Origin of the sequence: Streptomyces sp. NPDC059695 (genome assembly GCF_042733785.1) — a bacterium.
Taxonomy (GTDB): domain Bacteria; phylum Actinomycetota; class Actinomycetes; order Streptomycetales; family Streptomycetaceae; genus Streptomyces.
In genome coordinates this window covers 1-24408 of sequence record NZ_JBHWFF010000024.1, presented here as the reverse complement: position 1 = coordinate 24408, position 24408 = coordinate 1, and the positions used below count along the sequence as shown (strand labels likewise).

24 protein-coding genes, 1 tRNA gene and 1 pseudogene are annotated in these 24408 nt (G+C 72.9%); 15 read left to right on the top strand and 11 right to left on the bottom strand.

Going from position 1 to position 24408, the window contains the following annotated elements; genetic code table 11:
- Positions 1-25 precede the first annotated feature (25 nt).
- Together ACFV2S_RS26960 and ACFV2S_RS26955 are read left to right on the top strand one after the other, a co-directional pair.
- The gene (locus ACFV2S_RS26960) at positions 26-724 is read left to right on the top strand and encodes a GntR family transcriptional regulator (RefSeq protein ID WP_383789287.1); all 699 of its coding nucleotides are present in this window, start codon (positions 26-28) and stop codon (positions 722-724) included.
- Between the two features lie 112 nt (positions 725-836).
- Complete coding sequence (locus tag ACFV2S_RS26955) at positions 837-1484, top strand: hypothetical protein (protein ID WP_383789289.1); 648 nt, start codon at positions 837-839, stop codon at positions 1482-1484.
- Positions 1485-1508: 24 nt separating this feature from the next.
- On the opposite strand, the gene ACFV2S_RS26950 is transcribed toward ACFV2S_RS26955, so the two are convergent.
- A complete protein-coding gene (locus ACFV2S_RS26950) occupies positions 1509-2213 on the bottom strand; it encodes an SLATT domain-containing protein (RefSeq protein WP_385564382.1) in 705 nt (234 codons plus the stop codon).
- 293 nt (positions 2214-2506) lie between these two features.
- Here ACFV2S_RS26950 and ACFV2S_RS26945 point away from each other — a divergent pair, with 293 nt between their 5' ends.
- The 3 genes from ACFV2S_RS26945 to ACFV2S_RS26935 all read left to right on the top strand — a co-directional run bounded on the left by ACFV2S_RS26945 (position 2507) and on the right by ACFV2S_RS26935 (position 4265).
- Positions 2507-2842: a YbaB/EbfC family nucleoid-associated protein gene (locus ACFV2S_RS26945; protein WP_385564379.1), complete on the top strand. Its 336-nt coding sequence runs from the start codon at positions 2507-2509 to the stop codon at positions 2840-2842.
- A gap of 107 nt (positions 2843-2949) precedes the next feature.
- Complete coding sequence (gene recR, locus ACFV2S_RS26940) at positions 2950-3549, top strand: recombination mediator RecR (protein WP_188271073.1); 600 nt, start codon at positions 2950-2952, stop codon at positions 3547-3549.
- A gap of 47 nt (positions 3550-3596) precedes the next feature.
- Positions 3597-4265: a DUF5063 domain-containing protein gene (locus ACFV2S_RS26935; RefSeq protein ID WP_385564140.1), complete on the top strand. Its 669-nt coding sequence runs from the start codon at positions 3597-3599 to the stop codon at positions 4263-4265.
- Here the strand turns inward: ACFV2S_RS26935 and ACFV2S_RS26930 are convergent.
- A complete protein-coding gene (locus tag ACFV2S_RS26930; protein WP_385564137.1) occupies positions 4255-4653 on the bottom strand; it encodes a hypothetical protein in 399 nt (132 codons plus the stop codon). The two genes, ACFV2S_RS26935 and ACFV2S_RS26930, sit on opposite strands and share 11 nt — an antisense overlap.
- Before the next feature lie 241 nt (positions 4654-4894).
- Here ACFV2S_RS26930 and ACFV2S_RS26925 point away from each other — a divergent pair, with 241 nt between their 5' ends.
- From ACFV2S_RS26925 to ACFV2S_RS26910, 4 genes are all read left to right on the top strand, one after another.
- Positions 4895-6175, top strand: a complete 1281-nt coding sequence (locus ACFV2S_RS26925; protein WP_150504890.1) for an aspartate kinase — start codon at positions 4895-4897, stop codon at positions 6173-6175.
- Positions 6172-7239 (top strand): aspartate-semialdehyde dehydrogenase, encoded by a 1068-nt coding sequence (locus tag ACFV2S_RS26920; RefSeq protein ID WP_385564133.1) that lies wholly within the window; start codon positions 6172-6174, stop codon positions 7237-7239. The genes ACFV2S_RS26925 and ACFV2S_RS26920 overlap by 4 nt, the downstream gene beginning before the upstream one ends.
- Positions 7240-7491: 252 nt before the next feature.
- Positions 7492-8220 carry a SigE family RNA polymerase sigma factor gene (locus tag ACFV2S_RS26915; protein WP_385564130.1) on the top strand — a complete coding sequence of 243 codons (729 nt, stop codon included), beginning with the start codon at positions 7492-7494 and terminating at the stop codon, positions 8218-8220.
- On the top strand, positions 8217-9602 hold the full coding sequence (locus ACFV2S_RS26910; RefSeq protein ID WP_385564127.1) for a hypothetical protein: 1386 nt from the start codon (positions 8217-8219) through the stop codon (positions 9600-9602). Before ACFV2S_RS26915 ends, ACFV2S_RS26910 begins: the two co-directional genes overlap by 4 nt.
- A gap of 119 nt (positions 9603-9721) precedes the next feature.
- Here ACFV2S_RS26910 and ACFV2S_RS26905 read toward each other — a convergent pair whose 3' ends face one another.
- Positions 9722-10462: an SURF1 family protein gene (locus ACFV2S_RS26905; RefSeq protein WP_385564124.1), complete on the bottom strand. Its 741-nt coding sequence runs from the start codon at positions 10460-10462 to the stop codon at positions 9722-9724.
- 24 nt (positions 10463-10486) lie between these two features.
- Positions 10487-12313 (bottom strand): prolyl oligopeptidase family serine peptidase, encoded by a 1827-nt coding sequence (locus ACFV2S_RS26900; protein WP_385564121.1) that lies wholly within the window; start codon positions 12311-12313, stop codon positions 10487-10489.
- Between the two features lie 62 nt (positions 12314-12375).
- On the opposite strand from ACFV2S_RS26900, the gene ACFV2S_RS26895 reads away from it, so the two are divergent.
- Entirely contained in the window at positions 12376-13206 is an 831-nt protein-coding gene (locus ACFV2S_RS26895) for a class I SAM-dependent methyltransferase (RefSeq protein ID WP_385564118.1), read from the top strand.
- Here the strand turns inward: ACFV2S_RS26895 and ACFV2S_RS26890 are convergent.
- Together ACFV2S_RS26890 and ACFV2S_RS26885 are read right to left on the bottom strand one after the other, a co-directional pair.
- Positions 13184-13483, bottom strand: a complete 300-nt coding sequence (locus tag ACFV2S_RS26890) for a DUF6191 domain-containing protein (protein WP_385564115.1) — start codon at positions 13481-13483, stop codon at positions 13184-13186. The genes ACFV2S_RS26895 and ACFV2S_RS26890 overlap by 23 nt on opposite strands.
- Positions 13484-13514: 31 nt before the next feature.
- Positions 13515-14549, bottom strand: coding sequence for an Lrp/AsnC family transcriptional regulator (locus ACFV2S_RS26885; RefSeq protein ID WP_385564112.1), 1035 nt, complete (start codon positions 14547-14549; stop codon positions 13515-13517).
- Positions 14550-14714: 165 nt separating this feature from the next.
- Here ACFV2S_RS26885 and ACFV2S_RS26880 point away from each other — a divergent pair, with 165 nt between their 5' ends.
- Both ACFV2S_RS26880 and ACFV2S_RS26875 read left to right on the top strand, forming a co-directional pair.
- A complete protein-coding gene (locus tag ACFV2S_RS26880) occupies positions 14715-16106 on the top strand; it encodes a tetratricopeptide repeat protein (RefSeq protein ID WP_385564109.1) in 1392 nt (463 codons plus the stop codon).
- Between the two features lie 74 nt (positions 16107-16180).
- Positions 16181-17188 (top strand): YdcF family protein, encoded by a 1008-nt coding sequence (locus tag ACFV2S_RS26875; protein WP_385564106.1) that lies wholly within the window; start codon positions 16181-16183, stop codon positions 17186-17188.
- Between the two features lie 42 nt (positions 17189-17230).
- On the opposite strand, the pseudogene ACFV2S_RS26870 reads toward ACFV2S_RS26875, so the two are convergent.
- Positions 17231-19073 (bottom strand): annotated as a pseudogene (locus ACFV2S_RS26870) (alkyl/aryl-sulfatase).
- Between the two features lie 148 nt (positions 19074-19221).
- Between ACFV2S_RS26870 and ACFV2S_RS26865 the strand changes: the two are divergent.
- Positions 19222-19503 (top strand): hypothetical protein, encoded by a 282-nt coding sequence (locus ACFV2S_RS26865; RefSeq protein ID WP_385564103.1) that lies wholly within the window; start codon positions 19222-19224, stop codon positions 19501-19503.
- A gap of 51 nt (positions 19504-19554) precedes the next feature.
- On the opposite strand, the gene ACFV2S_RS26860 is transcribed toward ACFV2S_RS26865, so the two are convergent.
- Positions 19555-20691: a serine/threonine-protein kinase gene (locus ACFV2S_RS26860; RefSeq protein ID WP_385564100.1), complete on the bottom strand. Its 1137-nt coding sequence runs from the start codon at positions 20689-20691 to the stop codon at positions 19555-19557.
- Positions 20692-20920: 229 nt separating this feature from the next.
- Between ACFV2S_RS26860 and ACFV2S_RS26855 the strand changes: the two genes are divergently transcribed.
- Entirely contained in the window at positions 20921-21799 is an 879-nt protein-coding gene (locus ACFV2S_RS26855) for a glycosyltransferase family 2 protein (protein WP_383795566.1), read from the top strand.
- A gap of 124 nt (positions 21800-21923) precedes the next feature.
- Here the strand turns inward: ACFV2S_RS26855 and ACFV2S_RS26850 are convergent.
- The 3 genes from ACFV2S_RS26850 to ACFV2S_RS26840 form a co-directional block, all read right to left on the bottom strand.
- A tRNA-Pro gene (locus ACFV2S_RS26850) sits at positions 21924-21997 on the bottom strand.
- 38 nt (positions 21998-22035) lie between these two features.
- On the bottom strand, positions 22036-22770 hold the full coding sequence (locus ACFV2S_RS26845; RefSeq protein WP_385564096.1) for a Pr6Pr family membrane protein: 735 nt from the start codon (positions 22768-22770) through the stop codon (positions 22036-22038).
- A 17-nt stretch (positions 22771-22787) separates the two neighbouring features.
- A complete protein-coding gene (locus ACFV2S_RS26840) occupies positions 22788-23726 on the bottom strand; it encodes a metallophosphoesterase (RefSeq protein WP_383795561.1) in 939 nt (312 codons plus the stop codon).
- Between the two features lie 74 nt (positions 23727-23800).
- Here ACFV2S_RS26840 and ACFV2S_RS26835 point away from each other — a divergent pair, with 74 nt between their 5' ends.
- Positions 23801-24265, top strand: a complete 465-nt coding sequence (locus ACFV2S_RS26835; protein ID WP_385564092.1) for a GatB/YqeY domain-containing protein — start codon at positions 23801-23803, stop codon at positions 24263-24265.
- Positions 24266-24408: the final 143 nt, after the last annotated feature.

Below are 24408 nucleotides of genomic sequence, written 5' to 3'. Positions count from 1 at the left end.
GGAGCCGGACGGAGGGGGCCGACCCATGCCCGCGAGCGGAGCTGTCACTCGCAACACCTTGCGACAGCAGATCGCGGACGCGCTCCGTGACGAGGTGCTCGCAGGCCGTCTCCAGCCGGGCGAGGAATTCACCGTCAAGCAGATCGCCGAGCAGTACGGCGTCTCCGCGACACCCGTCCGCGAAGCCCTCGTCGACCTCTGCGCGCAGGGCCTCCTCGACTCCGACCAGCACCGCGGCTTCCGGGTCCACCAGTACTCGATCGCCGACTACCGGAGCATGGTCGAGGCGCGGATGCTCGTCGTCGACGGCATCTTCCGCCGCCACGCGCCGCGGACCGTGCCCCCGGAGCCCGACCACGGCATCGGGGTCGCGCTCGTCTCCGTGCGCCGCCGGGGCGAGGCCGCCGCCCGCGCCGCCCGCGCCGGGGACCTGGACATCCTCATCGGCTACGACATCCGCTACTGGCGCGAGCTGGGGCGCCTGGTCTCCGCCAACGACCACATCGCCGACTTCCTGCACCGGCTCCGCGTCCAGGCCTGGGTCTTCTCCGTGCCCTACCTGCGCTCCGAGCGGGACGTCCTCGGCTGGCTGTGGAACGGACACGTGGACCTCGTCGACGCGATCACCCGCGGCGACGCCGACGCGGCCGTACAGGTCGTACGGGACTACAACGCGCACTCGCTGGAATGGGCCGACCGCCTGGAGGCCAGGGCCCTGAGCTGACCCGGCGCCGGGTTGAGCGCCCGGCTCCCGGGGCAGGTGGTCAGCGGGTGGGCGTCGTCGGCCGAGCCGACTACCCTGGCCGTCCCTGCAACTGACGGAGAGCGAGCCTCCCTTGGCCTGTGACCTGTGGCTGGTCCCCCTCGTCGACGTGCTGTGCCACAGCCCCGACAACCCCTTCGCCGAAGAGATAGCCGCCTATGACGCCGTCCTGAGCGCCTCCGGCATGCCGACCGTGCCCGTCTACGCGTACATGCCGGGGCTCTCCGGCGACGTCGCCCCGGTGGCCGGCTTCGACTACGAGGCCCTGCACTTCCTGCGCCGCGCCTACCTGCTCGGGATGTGCGGGCTGCCGGTCGAGCCGGTCGGGGAGCTCGGCGGGGACTACGAGCAGCTCCTGGAGATGTTCGAGGCGACCGCCCAGCAGTCCCACCTGGTCTGGCACTACGACCACTCGGGCGCGTACGTGCCCGTGGAATTCCCGGTGCCGCTCGCCAACGACGAGCTCCTGGAGGGCGGCGGGCCGCTGGGCTCCTCCTACGGACTCCTGCGCGAGCTGCAGTTCGTGGCGCCCTGGATCGGCATCGACCCGGCGAACCCGCCGCCGGCCCCCCAGCCGCCCGACCGGCCCACCACCCTGGAGGAGCCGGCCGCGGTGCCGTACGAGAACCACCCCTTCGCCCGGGAGCGGCACGTGTGGCTGGGGCTGCACGCGGCGGCGACCCGGAGCCTGGCCCAGGGCTCGATGATCATCCTGAGCTGATTCCCGCGCGCGCCGGAGGCCCGCCTAGCGGGCCTCCGGGGGGCGCTGGCGCGGCATGTTCGGGCGGGTGCCCGGCGGCAGCGGGAAGCGCCCGGACGGGTGGGAGCTCTCCGACCTGGCGGGGACCACGCCGACCGACTGGAGCGCCAGCGGCGCCGGACCCGAGCGGAACTCGACCATCCAGTCCGCGGTCTCCGCCCGTACCAGCTCCGTCACGTCCTCCGAGAAGCGGCGCAGCACCCCGAGGCAGCGCTCGGCGGCCTCGCTGGCCGTGCCCTCGGTGGGCCCCAGGACCTCCCGGACGCTCTCCGAGGCCCAGTCGAACTGGAGCGCCTGGAGACGGCGCTGCACGGCCTGCGCGGTCGCCACGTCCCTTATCCAGCCGGACGTGAGGCCGAAGTAGCGGTCGCAGGCCAGGCAGGCGGCACCGAGCAGCAGCGACAGATAGCCCCAGCCCGCGGTGCCCTCGGCGACGCCGGTCAGGTCGAGCAGCGGCAGCGCCGCCCCGGCGATCACCCCGGCGGCCGTGCCGAGCCGCAGGATCCGGGCGCTGCGGCGCTTCCAGACGCGGTCGGAGAGGTACCACTCGGCGGTGCGCAGGGCGTTCGACTCGACCCAGCGGTACAGCTCGTCGAGCCGTTCGGCCGGCTCGCCCCAGTCGCCCAGGGGGAACGGCGTACCGGTCAGATCGCGGGTGACGTCTCCTCCGGGGCTCCCCGGTGGCTGCATCTCCGGCTGCTGGCTCACCGGGGGACTCCTCTGTTCAGCTCAGCGCGCGTGTCCTTCTGTGACGTGCGGTGCACGTGGTGCCTGCCCTTCCTACCGCCGAATGGTGGGCGGCGGGCCCGGAATCCCGGGATTTCCGCCCGCAAGAGGGTCTTGATCAGGTAGAGGAGCCCGCAGTTTCTCACTCGAAAGAGTTGCGTCGGCACCCCGGTCGAGGAGCACGTAGGCTCGGGATACCGACGTTCCGGAGACCCGGACGTCCGACCAGGCGTTCCGACCAGCAGGAGTGAGTGACCGTGATCCCCGGTGGTGGCCAGCCCAACATGCAGCAGCTCCTCCAGCAGGCCCAGAAGATGCAGCAGGACCTCGCCCGGGCGCAGGCCGAGCTCGCCGCCACCGAGGTCGACGGGCAGGCCGGCGGCGGCCTGGTCAAGGCGACCGTCACCGGCTCCGGCGAGCTCCGAGGCCTGGTCATCGACCCCAGGGCGGTCGACCCCGAGGACACCGAGACGCTGGCCGACCTGATCGTCGCCGCCGTCCAGGCGGCCAACGACAACGCGCAGCAGCTCCAGCAGGCCAAGCTCGGCCCGCTGGCCCAGGGCATGGGCGGCATGCCGGGCCTGGGCTTCTGAGCCCCCGGCCGGGAGCCCCCGCCGGGACCCTCGGGTGAGAGCCCCTTCTAAGGGTCGCTTCCAGCCACTACCGTAAGAATCAAGCACTTCCGAGAAGGGCGCAGGCGTTGTACGAAGGCGTGGTTCAGGACCTCATCGACGAACTGGGCAGGCTGCCCGGCGTCGGTCCCAAGAGCGCGCAGCGGATCGCCTTCCACGTGCTCCAGGCCGAGCCCACGGACGTCCGGCGCCTCGCGCACGCCCTCCTGGAGGTCAAGGAGAAGGTCAGGTTCTGCGCGGTCTGCGGGAACGTGGCGCAGCAGGAGCAGTGCAACATCTGCCGCGACCCGCGCCGCGACCTGACGGTCATCTGCGTCGTCGAGGAGCCCAAGGACGTCGTCGCGATCGAACGGACGCGCGAGTTCCGCGGGCGGTACCACGTCCTCGGCGGCGCGATCAGCCCGATCGAGGGCGTCGGCCCGGACGACCTGCGCATCCGCGAGCTGCTCGCGCGCCTCGCGGACGGCACGGTCACCGAGCTCATCCTCGCCACCGACCCGAACCTGGAGGGCGAGGCCACCGCGACGTACCTGGCGCGGATGATCAAGCCCATGGGCCTCAGGGTGACGCGGCTGGCGAGCGGCCTCCCGGTCGGCGGCGACCTGGAGTACGCCGACGAGGTGACCCTCGGCCGTGCCTTCGAGGGGCGGAGGCTGCTAGATGTATGACGACAGGGTCGGCGCGCTCGCCCGCGCTCTCTCAGGGAGGCTCCTCGATGTCTGACGCCACACTGCACTCCGTCACGCAGGACCCGGACGACTTCGCCGTCCAGATCGCCGACTCGATCGAGAGCTTCATCGTCGCGACGACCGAGGTCGCCAAGGGCGACGAGCCCGACAGCGCGGTGCCCTTCCTGCTCCTGGAGATCTCCCAGCTGCTCCTGGCGGGCGGCCGGCTCGGCGCGCACGAGGACATCGTCCCGGACGAGCGGTACGAGACGGACACGGGCCCGGAGCCGGACGTCGACGACCTGCGGGAGCGGTTCGCGGTGATGCTGGACCCGGTGGACGTCTTCTCCGAGGTCTTCGACCCGTACGAGCCGCGCAAGGCCCCGGTGCCGGCCCGGATCTCGGACAACCTCGCCGACATCGTCACCGACCTGCGCCACGGCCTCGCCCACTACCGCGCGGGCCGCACCAGCGAGGCGCTGTGGTGGTGGCAGTTCTCGTACTTCTCCAACTGGGGCCCGACCGCCTCGGCCACCCTCCGCGCCCTCCAGTCCCTCGTCGCGCACGTCCGCCTCGACCAGCCCCTCGCGGCCCTCGACGGCCTCGACACGGACGAGGACCTCACGGAGGACGACCTCGCGGAGGAGGCGGGCCGCGTGATGCTGGAGGAGATCGGCACCCCGCTGGGGCTGCGCGGCGGACCCGTCACGAAGTGAGCCTCAGAAGGGCGCTGATGTCCTTCTCGTAGGTGAACTCGCGCAACAGCGTCCCCCAGCCGCCGTGGGGGGCGCGGCGCGAGACGAAGGTGTAGAGCACGGGCAGGCCGTCCTTCACACGGCGCATGACGACCGAGCCGTACGTGTCGTACGTGCTGGTCGTGAGGAAGGTCGCGTCGTCGACGGACTCCCCGATGCTCACGCCCCGCGCCTTCAGGGCGCGGAACCGGCCCATGAACAGGTCCTTCGAGAGGGTCACGGTCCGGCCCTCCTCGTCGCAGCGGACGTTCTCGAAGGCGGGGTCGTACGTCGCGTCCAGTGCCTCGACGTCCATCGCGAGGCCCGCGGCCAGGTAGGCGCGCATCCGGTCCACCAGGGTCTGGTCCATGATCGGCTCCTCTGCTCGGTGCTGTCCGTGGCTCCACCCTGGCGGGGCCCACCGACAGATCGCCGACCGACGGCCGACCGTTCGCCGACGGGCCCGGCCGATCCCTCTCCCGCGAGCCCCGAGTGATCACTCCGCGAGCACCGTGTCTCAGGATGCGATATCACCCTGGTGTTTCCGGGTCCCTCGATAGACTGAGCCGATCGCAGCACCGGCTGTGACACGGACTGAGCGAGGAGCGCACGTGGGCCTTGTCGTGCAGAAGTACGGAGGCTCCTCCGTTGCCGATGCCGAAGGCATCAAGCGCGTCGCCAAGCGGATCGTGGATGCCAAGAAGAACGGCCACCAGGTGGTCGTCGTGGTTTCCGCGATGGGCGACACGACGGACGAGTTGATCGATCTCGCCGAGCAGGTATCCCCGATCCCTGCCGGGCGTGAGTTCGACATGCTGCTGACCGCGGGAGAGCGGATCTCCATGGCCCTGCTGGCCATGGCGATCAAAAACCTGGGCCACGAGGCCCAGTCCTTCACGGGCAGCCAGGCCGGTGTCATCACCGACTCGGTCCACAACAAAGCGCGCATCATCGATGTCACGCCGGGCCGGATCCGCACCGCCCTCGACGAGGGCAACATCGCCATCGTCGCCGGCTTCCAGGGTGTGTCCCAGGACAAGAAGGACATCACCACGCTGGGCCGCGGTGGATCCGACACCACCGCCGTGGCGCTCGCCGCGGCGCTCGACGCCGAGGTCTGCGAGATCTACACCGACGTCGACGGTGTGTTCACGGCCGACCCGCGCGTCGTGAAGAAGGCGAAGAAGATCGACTGGATCTCCTTCGAGGACATGCTGGAGCTCGCCGCCTCCGGCTCCAAGGTGCTGCTGCACCGCTGCGTCGAGTACGCGCGCCGCTACAACATCCCGATCCACGTACGCTCGTCCTTCTCGGGGCTGCAGGGCACCTGGGTCAGCAACGAACCGCTCTCCGACGCAAAGGACCAGAAGGTGGAGCAGGCCATCATCTCGGGTGTCGCCCACGACACCTCGGAGGCGAAGATCACCGTCGTCGGCGTGCCGGACAAGCCGGGCGAGGCCGCGGCCATCTTCCGGGCCGTCGCGGACGCCGAGATCAACATCGACATGATCGTGCAGAACGTGTCGGCCGCCTCCACCGGTCTCACGGACATCTCCTTCACCCTCCCCAAGGCCGAGGGCCGCAAGGCCATCGACGCCCTGGAGAAGGCGAAGACCGCGATCGGCTTCGACTCGCTCCGCTACGACGACCAGATCGGCAAGATCTCCCTGGTCGGCGCCGGGATGAAGACCAACCCGGGCGTCACCGCGGACTTCTTCCGCGCGCTGTCCGACGCGGGCGTGAACATCGAGCTGATCTCCACCTCCGAGATCCGCATCTCGGTCGTCACCCGCGCCGACGACGTCAACGAGGCCGTGCGCGCCGTCCACACCGCCTTCGGTCTGGACAGCGACTCGGACGAGGCCGTCGTCTACGGAGGCACCGGCCGATGACCCCGAAGCCGACGCTCGCGGTCGTGGGAGCGACCGGGGCGGTCGGCTCGGTGATGCTCCAGATGCTCACGCACCACGCGGACGTCTGGGGCGAGATACGCCTCGTCGCCTCCCCGCGCTCGGCCGGCTCCAAGGCCGCCGTGCGCGGGGAGGAGTGCGAGATCCTCGCGCTCGGCGAGGAGGTCTTCGACGGCGTCGACCTGGCGCTCTTCCTGGTGCCGGAGGACGTCGCCGCCCGCTGGGCGCCCGTCGCCGTCTCCAAGGGCGCCGTCGTCGTGGACACCTCCGCGGCCTTCCGCGCCGACCCCGACGTACCGCTCGTCGTCCCCGAGCTCAACGGGCACGCCGCGCGCGTACGCCCCCGGGGCATCGTCGCCGGACCCGGCTCCACCACCCTCGCGCTGATCGTCGCCGTGGGCTCCCTCCACGCCGAGTTCGGGATCGCCGAACTGGTGGTCACCGCCCAGCAGGCCGCCAGCGGCGCCGGCGCGGGACAGGCCGGCGTCGACGCGCTCCGCGCCCAGCTCGGCCTGGTGGCCGCCGCCGGCGACCTGGGCACCCACCCCGGCGACGTACGGCGGGCCGTCGGCGAGAACACGGGACCCTTCCCCGGCCCCCTCGCGCTCAACGTCCTCCCCTGGTCCGGCACGCCCGGCGCCGACGGCGCCTCCTCCGAGGAGGAGCACGTCCGCGACGAGACCCGTCGGATCCTCGGCCTGCCCGGCCTCCGGATCGCCGCCACCTGTGTGCGCGTCCCCGTCGTGACCGGCCACTCCGTCTCCGTCCACGCGCGCTTCGAGCACCCCGTCCCGGTCGCACGCGCCCACGAGGTCCTGGCGACCGCGCCGGGGGTCGTCCTCTACGACGACCCGGCCGCGGGCGACTTCCCCACCCCCGCCGACGTCGTCGGCACCGACCCCGCCTGGGTCGGCCGGGTCCGGCGCTCCCTCGACGACGAGCGCGCGCTCGACTTCTTCGTCTGCGCCGACAACCTCCGCAAGGGCGCGGCCCTGAACGCCCTGCAGATCGCGGAATCGCTTGTCACGGATTTGTGGGATCTGTGAACGTCCTGTGAGCAAAAAGGCGTCAGATACCTCTTGAACTGCGGCGATGCCGTGGTCGACGATGCACTTTCCCCGTACTGCAACCAGAGTTGGGCGGGGCGCGTCTCTGCGTGCACCCACGACCGTGTGGCGCGGGACACGCCGAAAGCGGGGCATCGGGGGAGAACGGTTACGCATGAGGACGAACAACTCGCCGTCGAAAAGGGTGGCGTACGCGTACAACCCTGTCGGGGGGAAGCGTGTCCAACAGGCGTGGCAGAGGTACTCGACATCGCGACCATCGCCCCGCTGCGCGGCGCGGGCCCGGCGGTGCTCCCCGTGCGGAGCGGCGCCGTCGTCCCCGTACGCGGCTCGGCGGCCCGTCCGCTCAGGCGGCCGCGCGCACTCGGCGGCATGCCGGTGATCGCTCCCGTGCCCACCGGATCGCGCACCGGCGGGGTGGACGGCATCCCGTCGCCCCGCAAGAGCGCCGACGCCGTCCCGGCCGCCGGCACCACCGTCGACCACCTGACCGAGACCTACCGCGCCCACTACCGGTCGCTGCTCGGTCTCGCCGCGCTGCTCCTCGACGACACGGCCTCCTGCGAGGACGTCGTCCAGGAGGCCTTCATCCGCGTGCACTCGGCCCGCAAGCGGGTCCGTGAGCCGGAGAAGACGCTCGCCTACCTGCGCCAGACCGTCGTGAACCTCTCCCGGTCCGCGCTGCGCCGCCGCATCCTCGGACTGAAGCTGCTGTCCAAGCCGATGCCGGACATGGCCAGCGCGGAGGAGGGGGCGTACGAGCAGCTGGAGCGCGAGGACCTGATCAAGGCGATGCGCGGCCTCCAGCGGCGCCAGCGCGAGGTGCTCGCCCTGCGGTACTTCTCCGACATGACCGAGGTTCAGGTCGCCGAGACGCTCGGAATATCCCTGGGCTCGGTGAAGGCGTACGGTTCGCGGGGCATCGCGGCGCTGCGCGTCGCGATGGGAGCGACGACATGAGCCAGGCACCCGGCGGGGACGACGTGGCCCACGAGAACCGTGACGGCGACGACGTCCCCGAGAGCCATGTCACGGAGACGCCCGGAGGGACGGCCGGAGCGACGGCTGGGGAGACGGAGCCGTTGGCGACGCCCGGGACGGCGCCGGAGGTGACGCCCGGCGTCGCGCCGGGGGTGACGCCCGAGGCGGCGTCCGCGGTCGGTGCCGCGTCCGAGGAGCCTGACGCCCTGGATGAACGTGATGAACGTGATGAACGTGACGAGCTGAGTGGACAGCGCATGGTGAAGATCGAGCCCGGCCCCGGAGAGGGCGGCGACGAGCTCGCGCTGCGGCGGCTGTTCCAGGACGCCGTGGGCGACCTGGAGCCCTCCCTCGGCTCGCTGGAGCACCTGCGCCGCGCCGTGCCCGCGCGCCGCGCCCGCAAGCGGCAGGCCATCGTCGGCGCCGCGGCCGCCGCCGTCCTCATCGGCACCGCCGTCCCCGCCTTCGTGCACGTCGCCGCCTCGGGCGGCCTCTCCGCCGCCAACCCCGTGAACGCCGGCCACGGCGAGCAGGCCCAGGGCGGCACCGGCACCGAGACCGGCATCGAGGGCGGCCAGAGCTCCACGGCCCCCGCGAGCAGCGTCTCGCCGAGCCCCGGCGCGGCCGACGGCACCTCGGGCAAGCCGGAGCGCCCGGGAACCGGAGCCTCCGGCGGGGGCCCCCGGGCCACGCTGGGCGGCGACCCCGACTCCACCCCGCGCTGCGTCCCCGGCCAGCTCGGCGTCGCCGCGGCCCAGGCCGGCGGCCCCGAGGCCGACGGCAAGGTGTACGGCACCTTCCGGATCGCCAACGTCTCGGGCCAGGACTGCCTCGTGGACGGCGCGGGCCTCGTCGGCTTCGAGGCCCGCGGCGCCGCGGACCCGGGGAAGATCACGATCGCCCGGCACACCTCCGGGGACGGCGGCGGGCTGCCCGACCCCTCGCAGGAGGCGTCCTCGCTCGTCCTCAAGCCGAACGGCAGCTACGAGGTGAGGTTCGTCTGGGTGCCGAGCGAGACCTGCCCGACGACCGGCGGCACCCCGCCCCCCACGCCGACCACCCCGCCCGAGCCGACGGCCACCCCGCCCGAGCCGACGGCCACTCCGTCGGGCGGCACCAGCAGCCCCGACCCGAGCACGGGCACCGACTCCGGCGGCACCGGCACCGGACCGGGCACGAGCCCGGAGCAGGGCGCGGGCGCCGACGTGGCGCCCCAGCTGGTCCGCGCGGACGGCGACCCGGCGGACGGCAGTGTCGTGGTCAGCCACACGGCGGAGCCGGGCGGCCCGACGGCCTCGGCGGTCATCCCGAACGCCTGCGCCGGCACGATCTTCCGCACCGGGCTCCTGGCCACCTCCTGAACCGCCCCGCCAAGGCCCCCTGAGGCCCCGGCGAACGGGCGCTGACGGACGGGTGACGGGTGTCCCGGCTGGCCCGCCGCGCCGGACCCGTCCTGACGAACGGGCCCGGCAAACCGGTCCTACAGGCCCAGGGCCTCGTCGCGGGAGGCCTCCGCCTCGCGGCGGAAGAGGCGGAACCACATGAAGACGACGAAGCCGGCGAAGACGAACCACTCCGCCGTGTAGCCGAGGTTCTGGAAGGCCTTGGCGTCCAGGCCCGTGCCCGCCGCGGCCGCCGCCGGGACCGGCGTGAGCCCGGCGGGGGAGTCCGCGAGGGTGATCCAGGCGTCGTAGACGTCGTCCGTGACCACGTTCACCAGGGACGCCGCGCTGATCATGCCGAGCTGCCCCTCAGGCAGCCCGCCCGCCGCGTGGACGCCCTTCGTGCCCGGGTTCTCCGAGGCCTGGAGCGCGCCCACCACCGACACCTCGCCGGAAGGCGGGGCGGGGGCCTTCGCGCCCGTGGGGAGCCAGCCCCGGACCACCGGCAGCGCCCGGCCGCCGTCGGTCTTCAGCAGCGTCAGGACGTACGCGCCGGTCCGCCCGTCCAGCTCGCGGTCCGGCACCAGGAACTGCTCCCCGAACCGGCCGCGCGCCTGCGCCGACCGGCCCGAGGTCTCCTTGTCCACCGGCAGCAGGGCGTCCAGCGGCTCGGCCTTCAGCGAGCTCGCGGCGGGCCGCTCCTCGGCCTCCCGGTGGGAGTCGACGCGGTCCTCGAACTTCCCGAGCTGCCAGGTCCCCATGAACACGCAGAACGGGATCGCGAGGAGGACGAAGACGTTGATCCCCCACCAGCGGGGTGTTCTCAGGAACCGGTACACGCCCCCCACGGTACGCAAGCCGGATCAGCGGCCCGACGCCCGGGTCCCCAGGTGTCTCGCCGCGAAGTCCAGGTCCAGGGCGACCTGCTTGATCCGCTCCTCCACCACCAGCGAGCCGTGGCCCGCGTCGTACCGGTACACCTCGTGGACCGCGCCCCGCGCCGCGAGCCGGTCGACGTAGTTGTCGATCTGCCGGATCGGGCAGCGCGGGTCGTTGACGCCCGCCGACACGTGCACCGGGGCCTTGACCGCGTCCACGTACGTCAGCGGCGACGAGGCCGCGTACCGCTCGGGCACCTCCTCCGGCGAGCCGCCCAGGAGGGTCCGGTCCAGCGCCTTGAGGGCCTCCATCTCGTCCTCGTACGCCGTGACGTAGTCCGCGACGGGCACGGCCGCCAGACCGACCGCCCAGTCGTCCGGCCGGGTGCCCAGACCGAGCAGCGTCAGATAGCCGCCCCAGGAGCCGCCGGAGAGCACGAGGCGCTCCGGGTCGGCGAGGCCGCTCGCCACCGCCCAGGTGCGGACCGCCGCGATGTCCTCCAGCTCGATCAGGCCGACCCGGTGCTTGAGCGCGTCCGTCCACTCCCGGCCGTATCCCGTGGAGCCCCGGTAGTTGACCCGCACCACCGCGTACCCGTGGTCCACCCAGGCCGCCGGGCCCGACGCGAAGGCGTCGCTGTCGTGCCACGCGGGGCCGCCGTGCACCTCGAAGACCGTGGGGAAGGGGCCCTCGCCCTCCGTGGGGCGCTGCACGAGCGCGTGGACCCTGCCGCCGGGGCCGTCCACCCACACGTCCTCCACGGGCACCGACGGCGGCGCCTTCGGGCCGGGCGGGTCGAGGACGACCCCGCCGGCCGTGGACCGCACCACCGGCGGCTCGGCGGCCGAGGACCACAGGTACTCCACGGAGCCGTCGGGCCGGGCCGTGGCGCTCGACACCGAACCGGGCGGGGTGTTCACCCGCACGAGCGCACCGGTCCCGATCTCGTACCGCCACAGCTCGCTGCGGGCCTCGAAGCCGTGCACGATCAGCAGCCCCGAGCCGTCCGGGTACCACTCCGCCGACACGTCGCCCGGCAGATCGAGCCGGAGGTCGGTCTCGGTGCCCGTCGCCACGTCCCAGAGCATCGGCTCCCAGCGGCCCCGCCGCTGGTGTCCGACCAGCAGCCGGGTGTCCCCGGCCAGCGGCGCGAAGCCGAGGACGGTCAGCCCCAGCTCCTCCGTGCCCCCCTTGGTGTCGTCGAGCTCGGCCACCACGCCCGCGTCGGAGGCCCGCAGCACGCGCAGCGAGGAGTGCATCGCGTCGCCGTGCTCGGTGTGCTCGATCGCGATCAGCGAGCCGTCGTAGGAGAGGTCGCCCACGCCGGCCGACTCCCGGTGCCGGTAGATCTCGACCGGGGCGGCGGCCCCGGGCCGTACGAGATGGACCGTCGAGCCCTCCTCGTCCGTGGAGCGGCCCACCACGAGCGTGCCCTCCCGGCCGATGGCGAGCCCGGCCGGGTAGGACGCGGCGAGGCCGGGCACGGCCGGTTCGTCCGCTCCGCCCGCGAACGGCTGGCGCATCCACACCCCGAACTCGTCCCCGTCGGTGTCCGCGAACCACCAGATCGAGGCGCCGTCCGGCGACAGCGTGCCGTCCGTCGTCCCGTTCGGCCGGTCCGTCACCTGCCGCTGCCCGCCGCTCGTCCGGTCCCACGCGTACAGCTCGTACGTCCCGGTCGCGTTGGACACGAACAGTGAGCGGTCCGGGGCCTCCTCGGCCCACTCGGGCAGGGAGACACGGGGCGCCCGGAAGCGCTGCTCCCAGAGGGGGGTGTCGCTGTGCTTGCTCTCGGTAGTCATGGCATCCATCATGCTCCGCGCGGCCGACAATCGGGTCGCGTCGTCCGCAGCCTGTGGATAACCTCGCCGACATGTACGCACCGACGCCCGAGGACTGGCGCGACGCCAACCGCGCCCGCTGGGACGAGCGCGTCCCGATCCACGCCTCCAGCGAGTTCTACGACCTCGACGCCTTCCGCGCGGGCAAGGAGGCCCTGCGGGACTTCGAGCTCGCGGAGGTCGGTGACGTCACCGGACGCTCGCTGCTCCACCTCCAGTGCCACATCGGCCTGGACACCCTGTCCTGGGCCCGGCACGGTGCCTCCTCCGTCGTCGGCCTGGACTTCTCCGAGCCGGCCGTGGAGACCGCGCGCTCGCTCGCCGCCGACCTGGGCCTCGCGCAGGAGCGGGCCGCCTTCGTCGCCGCCGACGTCTACGACGCCGCCGAGGCCGTCCCCGACCGGTCGTACGACATCGTCTACACCGGCAGCGGGGCGCTGTGCTGGCTGCCCGACATCGAGCGCTGGGCGGAGACCGCGGCCTCGCTCGTCGCCCCGGGCGGCTTCCTGTACGTGGCCGAGTTCCATCCGCTGACCGACTCCCTCGACGACGAGACCGGCAGCCGGGTCGTGCACGACTACTTCGTCCGCGAGCCGTGGGTGGACACCACCCCGGGGACGTACGCCGACCTCGCCGCCGTCACCGTGCACAACCGCAGCGTGGAATGGGTGCACCCGGTCGGCGAGGTCGTCACGGCGCTCGCGCGGGCGGGCCTGCGGATCGACTTCCTGCACGAGCACGACGCGTCGCTCTTCCCGCGCTACGGGGCCCTCCAGCGCCACGAGGACGGCTACTACCGCTTCCCGGCGGACCGTCCCCGCATCCCCCTGATGTACTCGGTCAAGGCGTCGCGCCCGGCCTGATCCGGATGACGGCCCGCCCGCCGCCGAGGTCCACGGTCGAGTGGCGCGGCGGGGCGCCGTCCTCCTCGTCGTCGCGCATCACCAGGGCGCTCTGCCGCTCCTTGAGCTCGTTCTGCTTGCCCTGCGAGAAGGTGGCGTGCAGCTGCTCGAAGCCCGTCGACGAGACCTGCCCGGTGCGCTTGCCGCGTCCGGTCACGCGGAGGATCTGATCGGCGAAGGCGATCACGGTCAGCAGGATGACCAGACCGGGCAGCGTCACGAACACGGCGAACTCCATGCGGCCATCAGAACACGTCCCCGGCGCCGTGTCAGGGGTCGGTCGCGGGCCGGATGTGGTGGGTCCGGCGGCCGTCCGCGCCGAGGACCTGCGCGCCGATCTTGTGGGTGCGCAGGGACACCGCGGTGCCCGTGATCCGCAGCGAGGGCGCGGCCCGCACCAGGCCCGCCGTCACGACGTCGAGCTCCTCGACCGTACGGAGCCACATCGCCAGGGCCAGGTTGTGCGGCCCGGTGACCGAGGTGATCACGCGGGTCTGGCGCATCCTGGCCAGCGAGGCCACGCACTCGGCCACGTCCAGGGGCGGTACGGCCGCCGTGACCATCGCCCACACGGGCCGCCCGGAGAAACGCGGCGCGGGCAGGCAGTGGTGGTGGCAGGCGCCGGACGCGCCGAGGGCGTCCAGTCTGCGGCGTACCGTCGACTCGCTCGTTCCGCACTGCCGGGCCAGCTCCGCCGCGCTGCGCCGGGCGTCCCCCGCGAGCTCGGCGACGATCCGCCGGTCGAGCTCGGTGACCAGCGGGTACGCGCGCGTGGCGGCCCGTGCCCGCCGGTCGCCGCCGGTGACCTCGGTGAGGTGCTGCACCTGCCCCGGGGTGAGCTGCTCGATCCGTGAGCGGTACGGGCGGTTGTGCAGCTGGGTCACGACCTGGGTGCGGGCCCGGAGCACTCCGGGGAGGCGCCGCACCCGTCCGGTGAGGTAGCCGTCGAGGGCGTGCAGGTCGGGGCAGTTGACGAGCAGGATCAGATCCGCGTCGCCGGTCACCTGGTGGACGCCGAGGGAGTACGGATCCTCCGCGATCGCGATCGCCGTGGCCTCGGTGTCGCCGGCGACGCATTCCAGCTCCACCCACGCGTAGAGGGTGCCTTCGGCGCCGCGGCGGGCGGTGAGCAGCGAACTCCACGCGTACCCCCCGGCGGTGAGGGTCTCCCAGCGCCGGGCCAGGGTGTCCGGGCTCACCGCGAGCACCCCGGCGAGCTGGGTCCAGCTGGCGCGGGGTGCGATCTGCAGTGCGTGGATCAGCGCCAGATCCACCTCCCCCAGGACGGATTCCCTGGTAAGCATGTGCCTCCTTGGTCGATCCCGGGGAATCCCTGGGTTCGGGTGCGGGAAGGCCCCAGGATGTGGACCGGGGCACACGCATTCAAGCCGCGAAGCTGGCTGATTTCCATTGAATCCGTCCGAAGTCACAGAAGAAGGGCGGAGAACCGACACGGGGGCTGGAAGCACATGTGGGCTGGAGAACCACCCGAGACCGAACTCCTGTGGGGCGAACCCGTCAGCCTCGACCAGGTCGCCGCGGCGGAGCGCGGCTACGAGAGCTGCGGACCGGCCGAACAGCTCCTGTGGGAGCGGCTGTCCGTCTTCGAGGGCGCCTTCGGCCGCGAGGCCGTCCGCGAGGTCTGCGCCTCCGGCACCCTTCCGGCCGGGGTGGTCCAGACGGTCCTGGACCGGCTCGCACCGCTCGCCCTCCTTCCCGTCGACGACCTCTTCGACGGCGAGGACGGCCTGCCCCGCTACTGGATGCCGCACCCGATGAGGGCCGTCGGCGCCCGCCGGCTCACCGCGCGCGGGGACCGCTGGGCCGTCCTCCTGCACCACCGCAGGTGGTGCGTGAAGGTGGCCCGGCGGGCCGCCGACTGGTGGCAGCGGGGCCGGCAGCTCGACGCCCGGGACCTCGCGCTGCGCGAACTCCCCGACCTGGCCGCCGCCATGGACCCGACGACCGCGCCGCTCTCGCCCAGCGCGGAGGCCGAGACGTCCGTCGAGATCGCGGTCTCCCTGTGGTTCCTGTGGGTGGCCTGCGGACGGATCGCCGAGGGCCGCACCCGGCTGCGGCACGCCCTCAGCCTCCACACGGGCCCGCCCTCCGCCCGCGCCCTGTGGCTGGCCGCCTTCCTGGAGCTGGAGTCGGGCCGCCCCGAGGACGCCGACCCGCTCCTGACCCGGGCGTGGGCGGCGGCCGTACGGGACGGCGACGAGCGCTGTCTGGCCCTCCTGGCCCATCTGCGCGGGGCGACCGCCCTCTACCAGGGGCGTACGCGCGCGGCGGCGGCCGAGTTCCGGGAGGCCCTCGCCCTGATGGAGGAGCACCCGGAGTTCGGGCCGACCCGGCGGGCGTGCTGGGTCGGGCTCGCGCTTTCCCTGTGCCGCTCCGACCCGGAGGCCGCCCAGGAGGCCCTGGACCAGGGCGACCTGGACCGCGAGAGCCGTCGGGCCTGGGTCGGCCGCGACATGTTCGCCGAGGCCTGGGCGTATCACGTACGGGCCGAACTCGGCGCCTGGGACGGGGACCGGGAGCGCGCCTCGGAGCACGCCAGACGGGCCCTGCGGGAGCATCTGCGGCTCGGTTCCGCGGTGGGCGCGGCCTGCGCGGCGGAGCTGCTGGCCCAGATGCGGGCGATGGAGGGGCGGCACGGCGCGGCGGCCCATCTCCTGGGCGCCGTCGACCTGTTGCGGACCTCGGTCTTCGACTCCTCGTACCGACCGGCGGAGTACTGCGTGGTCACGCGCACGCGTGGCGAGGAGGCGCTCGGCGCGCTGCTCGTCGACCCCGAGCTGCGGAGCGCGTACGAAGAGGGCGCGAGGCGGGGCCTGTTCGCGCTGTCGGCCGAGGTCTAGGCGCCGGCTCCGGTTGTCCACAGGGCGCGGCCTTCGCCGGCCCCACCGTCGGTCCCGGTGCCTACGATGTCGGGATGTTCGCCTTCGTCGTGGCCGCCGTCTTCCTCCTGCTCGCCATGGTCGGTGTCCTGCGCGACCGGCGGCGCTTCGGCAACGCCGTGTACCTCGGTCTCGCCGTCACCTTCCTCGGCATCGGGCTGCTCTCCGGGATCGACGACGCCCCTCCCGGGTTCGCCGAGACGGTGATGGTCGTCCTGGTGCTCGTGCTCGGCCTGGGCCCCGCCGTCCTCGCCGGACTGCTGTGCGCCAACGGCGTGAAGATGCTCCGCAAGGAGGGCAGGAGCCCGGCCAACCTGCTCGCGCTCCTCGCCGGACTCGCCATATTCGGGGTGATGGGCCTGACGGTGGCGACGGCCGCCACCGGCTCACCGGTCCTGGGCCTGATCACGGGTACGAGCCTGCTGCTCCTCGGCTACGTCTCGTTCCTGTTCGTGTGCTTCGTCGGCTACGCGTTCCTGTACGGCCGGCTGCGGCTGCGGCGCGACGCGGACTACGTGGTCGTGCTCGGCTCGGGTCTGATCGGGGGACGCAGGGTGCCGCCGCTCCTCGCCAGCCGTCTGGACCGGGGCCGGGAGGTGTGGGAGACCCTGGCCGCCCGGGGCGGGCCCGCGCCCGTCCTCATCACCTCCGGAGGGCAGGGACCCGACGAGGAGGTGCCCGAGTCCCACGCGATGGCCGACTACCTGACCGACGGCGGCTTCCCGGCCGCCTCGGTGGTCCGCGAGGACCGCTCGCGGACCACCGAGGAGAACATGCTCTTCAGCAAGGAGCTGATGGAGCGGGACCGGCCCGGCTCCACCTGCGTGATCGTCACCAACAACTTCCACGCCTTCCGGGCCGCCCTGACGGCCCGGAGAGCGGGGATCGACGGACAGGTGGTCGGCTCGCCGACCGCCGCCTACTTCTGGCCCTCGGCCACGATCCGCGAGTTCGTCGCGGTCTTCCTCCAGTACAAGGTCGTCAACCTCGGGATCTGCCTGACGCTGATCCTGCTGGGCGTCCTGGCGTGGCTCGTCCGGTGACGGCTCATGCGGGGGCTCCTTCGCCGTTCGGGAGGTGCCGGTTCACGGGGTGACGATCGGGAACTGGGGATCGGGCTTCGTCACGTACGAGAAGAGCCGCGCGAGCAGGGCCGGGTCGCCCTCCACCCCGATCCCGAGCTCCTGGAGGCTCTTCCCCGCGAGCAGGCCGAGGAGCTGGGCCTTCGCCAGGGTGAGGGTCAGCCCGGCGGGCGTGCGGGGCTCGGCGACCACCCGGTGCGTGAGAGCGCCGTGGCGCAGGGTGAGGCGGCGCCGCTCACCCGCGCCGTAGCGCGCCCGCGTCGGTCAGGACGAGGTCGATCGTCAGGTCCTCGTCCCAGGCACGCGGACCGTCGACGGCGATGGCGATCGAGTCGACCAGCATGGGCACGGTCAGGGCCATCGCCATCTCGGGGTTCGTCATGTCGACCATGTCGCCCGTGACGCCCCGGCGGAGCTCCTGGGCGCCGCGCAGGTAGAAGTTCCGCCAGGTGGCGTTCTCGGCGCCGTACCCGAGCGTCTCGTACACCCCGGCGAGCGCCTCCTTCGCCTCCTCGTCGCCGGGGTCGGCGAAGACCAGGTGGTTGAGGAGGGTGGCGGCGAAGCGCGGGTCGCCGCCCTCGGCGTACGAGCGGGCCTTGGCGAGGGCCTCGGCGGGGCCGCCGGCCACGTCCACGTACCGCCGCGCCAGCTCCACCGGCGGGTGCTCCCACAGGTGCGCCGGGTTGCCGTCGTACCAGCCGAGGTACCGCTGGTAGACCGCCTTGGCGTTGTGGCTGAGCGAGCCGTAGTACCCGCGGGCGTGCCAGGCCTTCTCCAGGGCCGGCGGCAGCTCGATCCGCTCGGCGATCTCGACGCCCGTCCACCCCTCGTTGAGCAGGCGGAGGGTCTGGTCGTGCAGGTACGCGTAGAGGTCGCGCTGTTCCTCCAGGAAGCGCACCACGTTGTCGTGGCCCCAGGTGGGCCAGTGGTGGGACGCGAAGCCGACGTCGTACTGCCCGTGGAAGAACTCGATCGCCTCGTCCAGGTAGTGGGCCCAGATCCGGGAGTCCCGGACGACCGCGCCGCGCAGGGTGAGCACGTTGTGCATGTTGTGCGTGGCGTTCTCCGCCAGACACAGGGCGCGGTGGTCGGGGAAGAGGAAGTTCATCTCGGACGGGGCCTCGGTGCCCGGCGTCAGCTGGAACACGATCCGCACCCCGTCGACCGTCTCCTGCTGCCCGGTCTCCGTGATGTCCACGGTCGGCGGGATCAGGCTGATGGTGCCGGTGGAGGTGCCCTGGCCGAGGCCCACGCCGATCTGGCCGTCCGGCGCCTTCGGGAGCCCGACGCCGTACATGTAGCTCGCCCGGCGGGTCATCGCCGTGCCCGCGTACACGTTCTCGCTGACCGCGTGCTCCAGGAAGCCGGCCGGGGCCAGGATCGGGACGCCGTCCTCCGTGCCGTGCGGGAGGACGCCGCGGACCCCGCCGAAGTGGTCGCCGTGCGAGTGGGTGTAGATCACGCCCGTGACGGGCCGCTCGCCCCGGTGCTCCCGGTAGAGCGCGAGGGCGGCGGCCGCCGTCTCCACGGAGATCAGCGGGTCGATGACGATCACCCCGCGCTCGCCCTCGACGAGCGTCATGTTGGAGATGTCCAGGCCGCGGACCTGGAAGACGCCCGCGGTGACCTCGTAGAGGCCCTGGCGCGCGCAGAGCTGTCCCTGCCGCCACAGACTGGGGTGCGCGGTGTCCGGGCAGTCGCCCTTGAGGAAGGCGTAGGCGTCGTTGTCCCAGATCACGCGGCCGTCCTCGGCCGTCACGACCCCGGGGACGAGCGCGCCGAGGAAGCCCCGGTCGGCGTCGGCGAAGTCGCTGGTGTCCTCGAAGGGGGGCAGGGTGTCGCTCATGTGCCGGGTGCTCCGTTCCGCGGGGGCGGTGATCGGCGTACCGGTCCATCTGAACACCGGGGTACTACGACCGCACTTCGGAGCGCCGTGAGCGGCGGACCGTGCCTAGGCTGGAGCTACGTCCCACTCCGCGGTTCGGAGGTGGCCCATGAGGGCACGCCACCACTTCCACATCGACCACCTCGGGCACTCGGTCTCCGTGACCGTGCAGACCGGGCACACCCCGGTCGTCGAGGTCCTCGTCGACGGCAAGGAGACCGGCCACGCGACGACCCACGACGAGGAGCCGGTCACCGTCCGGGTCGAGCTGCCGACCGACCCGCCGACACCGGTGACCGTCCGTGCGACACCGGGCCCCGGCGAACCGCGCTGCCTGCTGCTCACGGAGGCGGACGGGGAAGCGCACGTGATGGCACCGAGACCGTACTGAGGGGTCCTGGGCCTCAGGGCGGCCCGCACCGGGAGTCTCCGGGGACCCGGCTCAGGACAGCCAGGCCATCCCGATGATCAGGAACACCACGAAGGCGATGGCCCCGGCCACCGCGGCCGTCTTCCGCGGGCGGCGGCGGGAGAGCTCCGCGAGCCGGTCGCCGGTGCTGGCCTGGCTCTGGCGCCGCCGCGCGGAGGGCGCGGAGCGGGTCGCCGGCGGCCGGTTCACCGGAGGCGGGGTCGGCGCGGGCGTGTGCGCCGGGGCGGGCATGGGCAGGGGCGCGGGACCGGCCGGCTGATGGGGCGCCTGGCTCCGGCCCTGGGGGTGTGCGGCGGGCTGGTGAGGCGCGTGGGGCAGCCCGGGGGCGGCGCCGGAGTAGGAACGCCAGGCACCGGAGGAGAACCAGTCGGCGATCGCCTGCGCCGAGGGCCGCTGCTCCGGCTGCTTGGCGAGCAGGCTCAGCAGGTACGTCTCGAAGGCGGGCGGCAGCGCGGCCCCGAGCCGGTTCGGCGGCATCGGGGCGGTGTCGATGTGCTGGTACAGCAGGGCCGTCGCGGTGTCCGCGCGGAACGGAGGTCTCCCGGTCAGGAGTTGGTAGAGGACGCAGCCCAGCGAGTAGACGTCGGAGGCGGAGGAGGCGGGCTGCCCGAGGGCCCGCTCGGGCGCGAGGTAGAGCCCGGTGCCCACGATCTGACCCGTCGTCGTGAGCGCGGCAGACGGGTCGTCGACGAACCGCGCGATGCCGAAGTCGGCCAGCTTGACGGTGCCTTCGGCGTCGACGAGCAGGTTCCCCGGCTTGATGTCGCGGTGCACCACGCCCTGCCGGTGCGCCGCCGCGAGCCCGGCGGCGGCGTGCGCGGCGACGACCGCGACCCGCTCGGCGGGCAGGATCATCGGATCGGAGGGGCTCCCCTGAAGGCTGTCGCCCTCCACCAACTCCATGACCAGGAACAGCTTTCCGTCCCAGGTGCCGAAGTCGAAGACGCCCACCACGTGCGGGTGGCTCAGCCGCGCGGCGGTCTGCGCCTCCAGGCGGAAGCGGTCGCCGGCGGAGGGGTCGGTCGCCTGGGCCAGCATCAGTTTCACGGCCACGGACCGGCCGAGCACCTCGTCGGTGGCCTGCCACACCTCGCCCATGCCGCCCCGGCCGATACACACATGAAGCCGATATCGGTCCGCGACCAGCACCGGGAGACCACCCTTTCGACGATCGATCAACCTGACGGAAGAGAACCAGCGTAGAGCCGCCCGTCCCCGCCCCGTGCCGCGCGCCCCCCTCCGGCCTCCCGACGGGTGCACGACACCCGTGGTCCGGGTGAACGGAAGGTGTCCCCGGACGGTTAGCATCGCGGCCCGGAGCGGGTTTCCGGAGCGAGTGCCGGAGCTGATTTCCCGGCGGACATGGACGGAGTGGGTCGTGGCGCGACCGCGTGTAGGTGTGGCGGTACTGACGATGGGCACGCGCCCGGCCGAGCTGCGGGCGCTGCTCGACGCCGTGGCGGGGCAGGACGAGCCCGCAGCCCGGATCGTCGTCGTCGGCAACGGCACCGGGTCGCTCCCGGCGCTGCCCGAGGGCGTGACGGGTGTCGAACTCCCCGAGAACCGGGGTGTCTCGGGCGGGCGGAACGTCGCGATCGAGACGCTGCGGGCGTTCGGCGACGTCGACATCGTGGTGGACCTCGACGACGACGGCCTCCTCGTCGACGAGGACGTGTTCCGCCGCCTCGCCGACCTGTACGAGGCGGACCCGGCGCTCGGCATCGTCTCGTTCCGCATCGCCGACGAGACCGGCGAGACCCAGCGCCGGCACGTCCCCCGCCTCGGGGCGAAGGACCCGCTGCGCGGCGGCGAGGTCACCACCTTCCTCGGCGGCGGCCACGGTCTCTCGATGCCGATGCTCGACCGGATCGGCGGCTGGCCGGAGGACTTCTTCTTCACCCACGAGGAGACCGACCTCGCCTGGCGGGCCCTCGACGCCGGCTGGAAGGTCCTGTACGCGCCGGAACTCCTGCTCCAGCACCCGAAGACCAGCCCGGCCCGGCACGCCGTCTACTACCGGATGACCGCCCGCAACCGCGTCTGGCTGGCCAAGCGCAACCTGCCGGCCCTCCTGGTCCCCGTCTACCTCGGCGTGTGGACCCTGCTGACCCTGGCCCGCACCCGCTCGCTGCCGGGCCTCAAGGCCTGGTTCGCCGGCTTCGCGGAGGGCGTCCGCCGCTCCTGCGGCCCCCGGAACCCGATGCGCTGGACCACGGTCCTCCACATGACCCGCCTGGGCCGCCCGCCGGTGATCTAGGGAGACCGCCTTTCGGGGGCCGCCGACGAACGGCCCCCGAAAGCGCCTTCACGAACTCCCCGGAAACCACTCAGGGGCCCGACCCGCTGACGCGGATCGAGCCCCTGAACTGGTCTTACGGCTGTCGGGGTGGCGGGATTTGAACCCACGACCTCTTCGTCCCGAACGAAGCGCGCTGCCAAGCTGCGCTACACCCCGATGTCGCTGCTTTGTTCTTCATGTCGCGGCGACATCGATTACTTTAGCCCACGCGCGCCCTCAGGCGAAATCCGGTATTCGGGGGACCTCGGCGCAGGTCGGATGCGGTCCAGGCCGACGATCGCGAGACCGAGGACGTAGAAGGCCGCGCCGAGGACGACGGCGTTGGTGAGGACGCCCGTGTAGCCGTGGACGGTCACGTCGAGGAACGGGTACGTGTAGCGGGTGGGCGCGTCGGAGGAGAGCACCGCGCCGCGGACCAGGGCGAAGGCGAGGTAGGCGCCCGGGGCCGCCAGCCACTGGGCGGCGTGGCGCCACCGGAGGGCGCCGGGCGCCGTGAGCAGGAGGAAGTCGAGGGCCGTGCCGATCGGGGTCACGGTGTGCAGGAGCTGGTTGGCCACGGCCCTCGGCCCGGTGAGCCGGGCGATCTCGGCGGCCTGGTTGAACTCGCTCGCCTCGTTGTCGAGGACTAGGTGGAAGACGAGGCCGACCACCGCGATGCAGAGCAGCGCACCGCCGGTCCACAGCGCGGGCAAGGGCGGGCGGCGGGTCCACGCGCGGACCGCGCCCAGGCCGAGGACGACGGCGACCAGGATGTTGGACCAGACGGTGAAGAAGCTCAGGACGACCAGTACGTCCCCGTAGACGCACTCGATGGCCAGGCCCGTCGCCGCGGCCAGGGCGATCAGGCCCCGGAAGGACGCCGCCCCGGGGCGGCGGCGCGGCGGGGGGACGACGGCGGAGGCCGGCACGGCCGCGGTGGGGGGCAGCATGCCCCCACCGTAGGGGCTCAGGCGCGGGCCGTCAGGGTGAGCAGGGTGACCTCGGGCGGGCAGGCGAAGCGGACGGGGGTGAAGCGGTTGGTGCCGCAGCCCGCCGAGACGTGGAGGTAGGAGGTCCGGTCGGCGACGGTGTGCGTGGAGAGCCCCTTGACCCGGTCGGTGTCCAGGTCGCAGTTGGTGACGAGGGCCCCGTAGAAGGGGACGCACAGCTGGCCGCCGTGGGTGTGCCCGGCGAGGAGCAGCTCGTACCCGTCGGCCGTGAAGGCGTCGAGGGCGCGCAGGTACGGGGCGTGCACGACGCCCACGGAGAAGTCCGCCGACGCGTCGGGGCCGCCGGCCACGCGCTCGTACCGGTCGCGCTTGATGTGCGGGTCGTCGAGGCCGGTGAACGCGAGCTCGGCCTGCGGCAGCTTCAGCCGGCCGCGGGTGTTGGTCAGGTTGACCCAGCCGGCCGCGTCGAAGGCGTCCCGCAGGTCCTCCCAGGGGTTGTGGACGGCGCCCACGACCGGCGGGTTGCCGTTGAGGCCGTGCTTGCCCTGCACCTTCTCCAGGAGGTAGCGGGCGGGGTTGCGCAGCCGGGGGCCGTAGTAGTCGTTGGAGCCGAAGACGTACACGCCGGGGAACTCCATCAGCGGCCCGAGCGCGTCGAGTACCTCCGGCACGGCGTCCGTGTCGGAGAGGTTGTCGCCGGTGTTCACGACGAAGTCCGGGCGGAGCCCGGCGAGGGACTGCAGCCAGGCCCGCTTCTTGCCCTGGCCGCGGACCATGTGGATGTCGGACACCTGGAGGACCCGCAGGTCGCGCATGCCGCGCGGGAGGACCGGGACCGTCACCCGGCGGAGCCGGAAGGAGCGGGCTTCGAAGCCCGCCGCGTAGACGACTCCGGCCGCCGCCGTCGCCGTGAGGCCTGCCGTGATCTTCAGGGGGATGCCGTACCGTGCGCGCATCCCCCCATCGTCGCAGACCCGCTGGGCCGAAATGCGCGGGCGGTTCGGGTGGCGCACCTGCCACACTTGACCCCATGACCACGCTCAAGGCGAAGCTCAAGGACGACCTCAACGCCGCGATCCGGGAGCGCGACGAACTGCGCTCCTCGACCCTGCGGCTCACCATCACCGCGATCACCAAGGAGGAGGTCGCGGGCACCACCAAGCGCGAACTCTCCGACGACGAGGTGCTGAAGGTGATCGCGAAGGAGGCGAAGAAGCGCCGCGAGGCCGCGGACGCCTTCGCCAAGGGCGGACGTCCCGAGTCCGCCGAGCGCGAGAAGGCCGAGGGCGTCCTCCTCGACGCGTACCTGCCGAAGCAGCTCAGCGACGAGGAGCTCGACGGCATCGTCGTGGCGGCCGTCGAGGAGGCGAAGGCGGGCGGCGCCGAGGGGCCGCGTGCCATGGGCGCCGTCATGAAGATCGTGAACCCGAAGGTGGCCGGCCAGGCCGAGGGCGGCCGTGTCGCCGCCGCGGTGAAGAGGCTGCTCGCGGGCTGACCCGCGCAGCAGATACGGGAGAGGGGGGGCCCCCCGGGGGGGGGGGGGGGGGGGGGGGGGGGGGGGGGGGGGGGGGGGGGGGCGGGGGGGGGGCGGGGGGGGGCGCGGGCGGCGGCGCGGTGTGGGGGAGGGCGGTGGAGGTA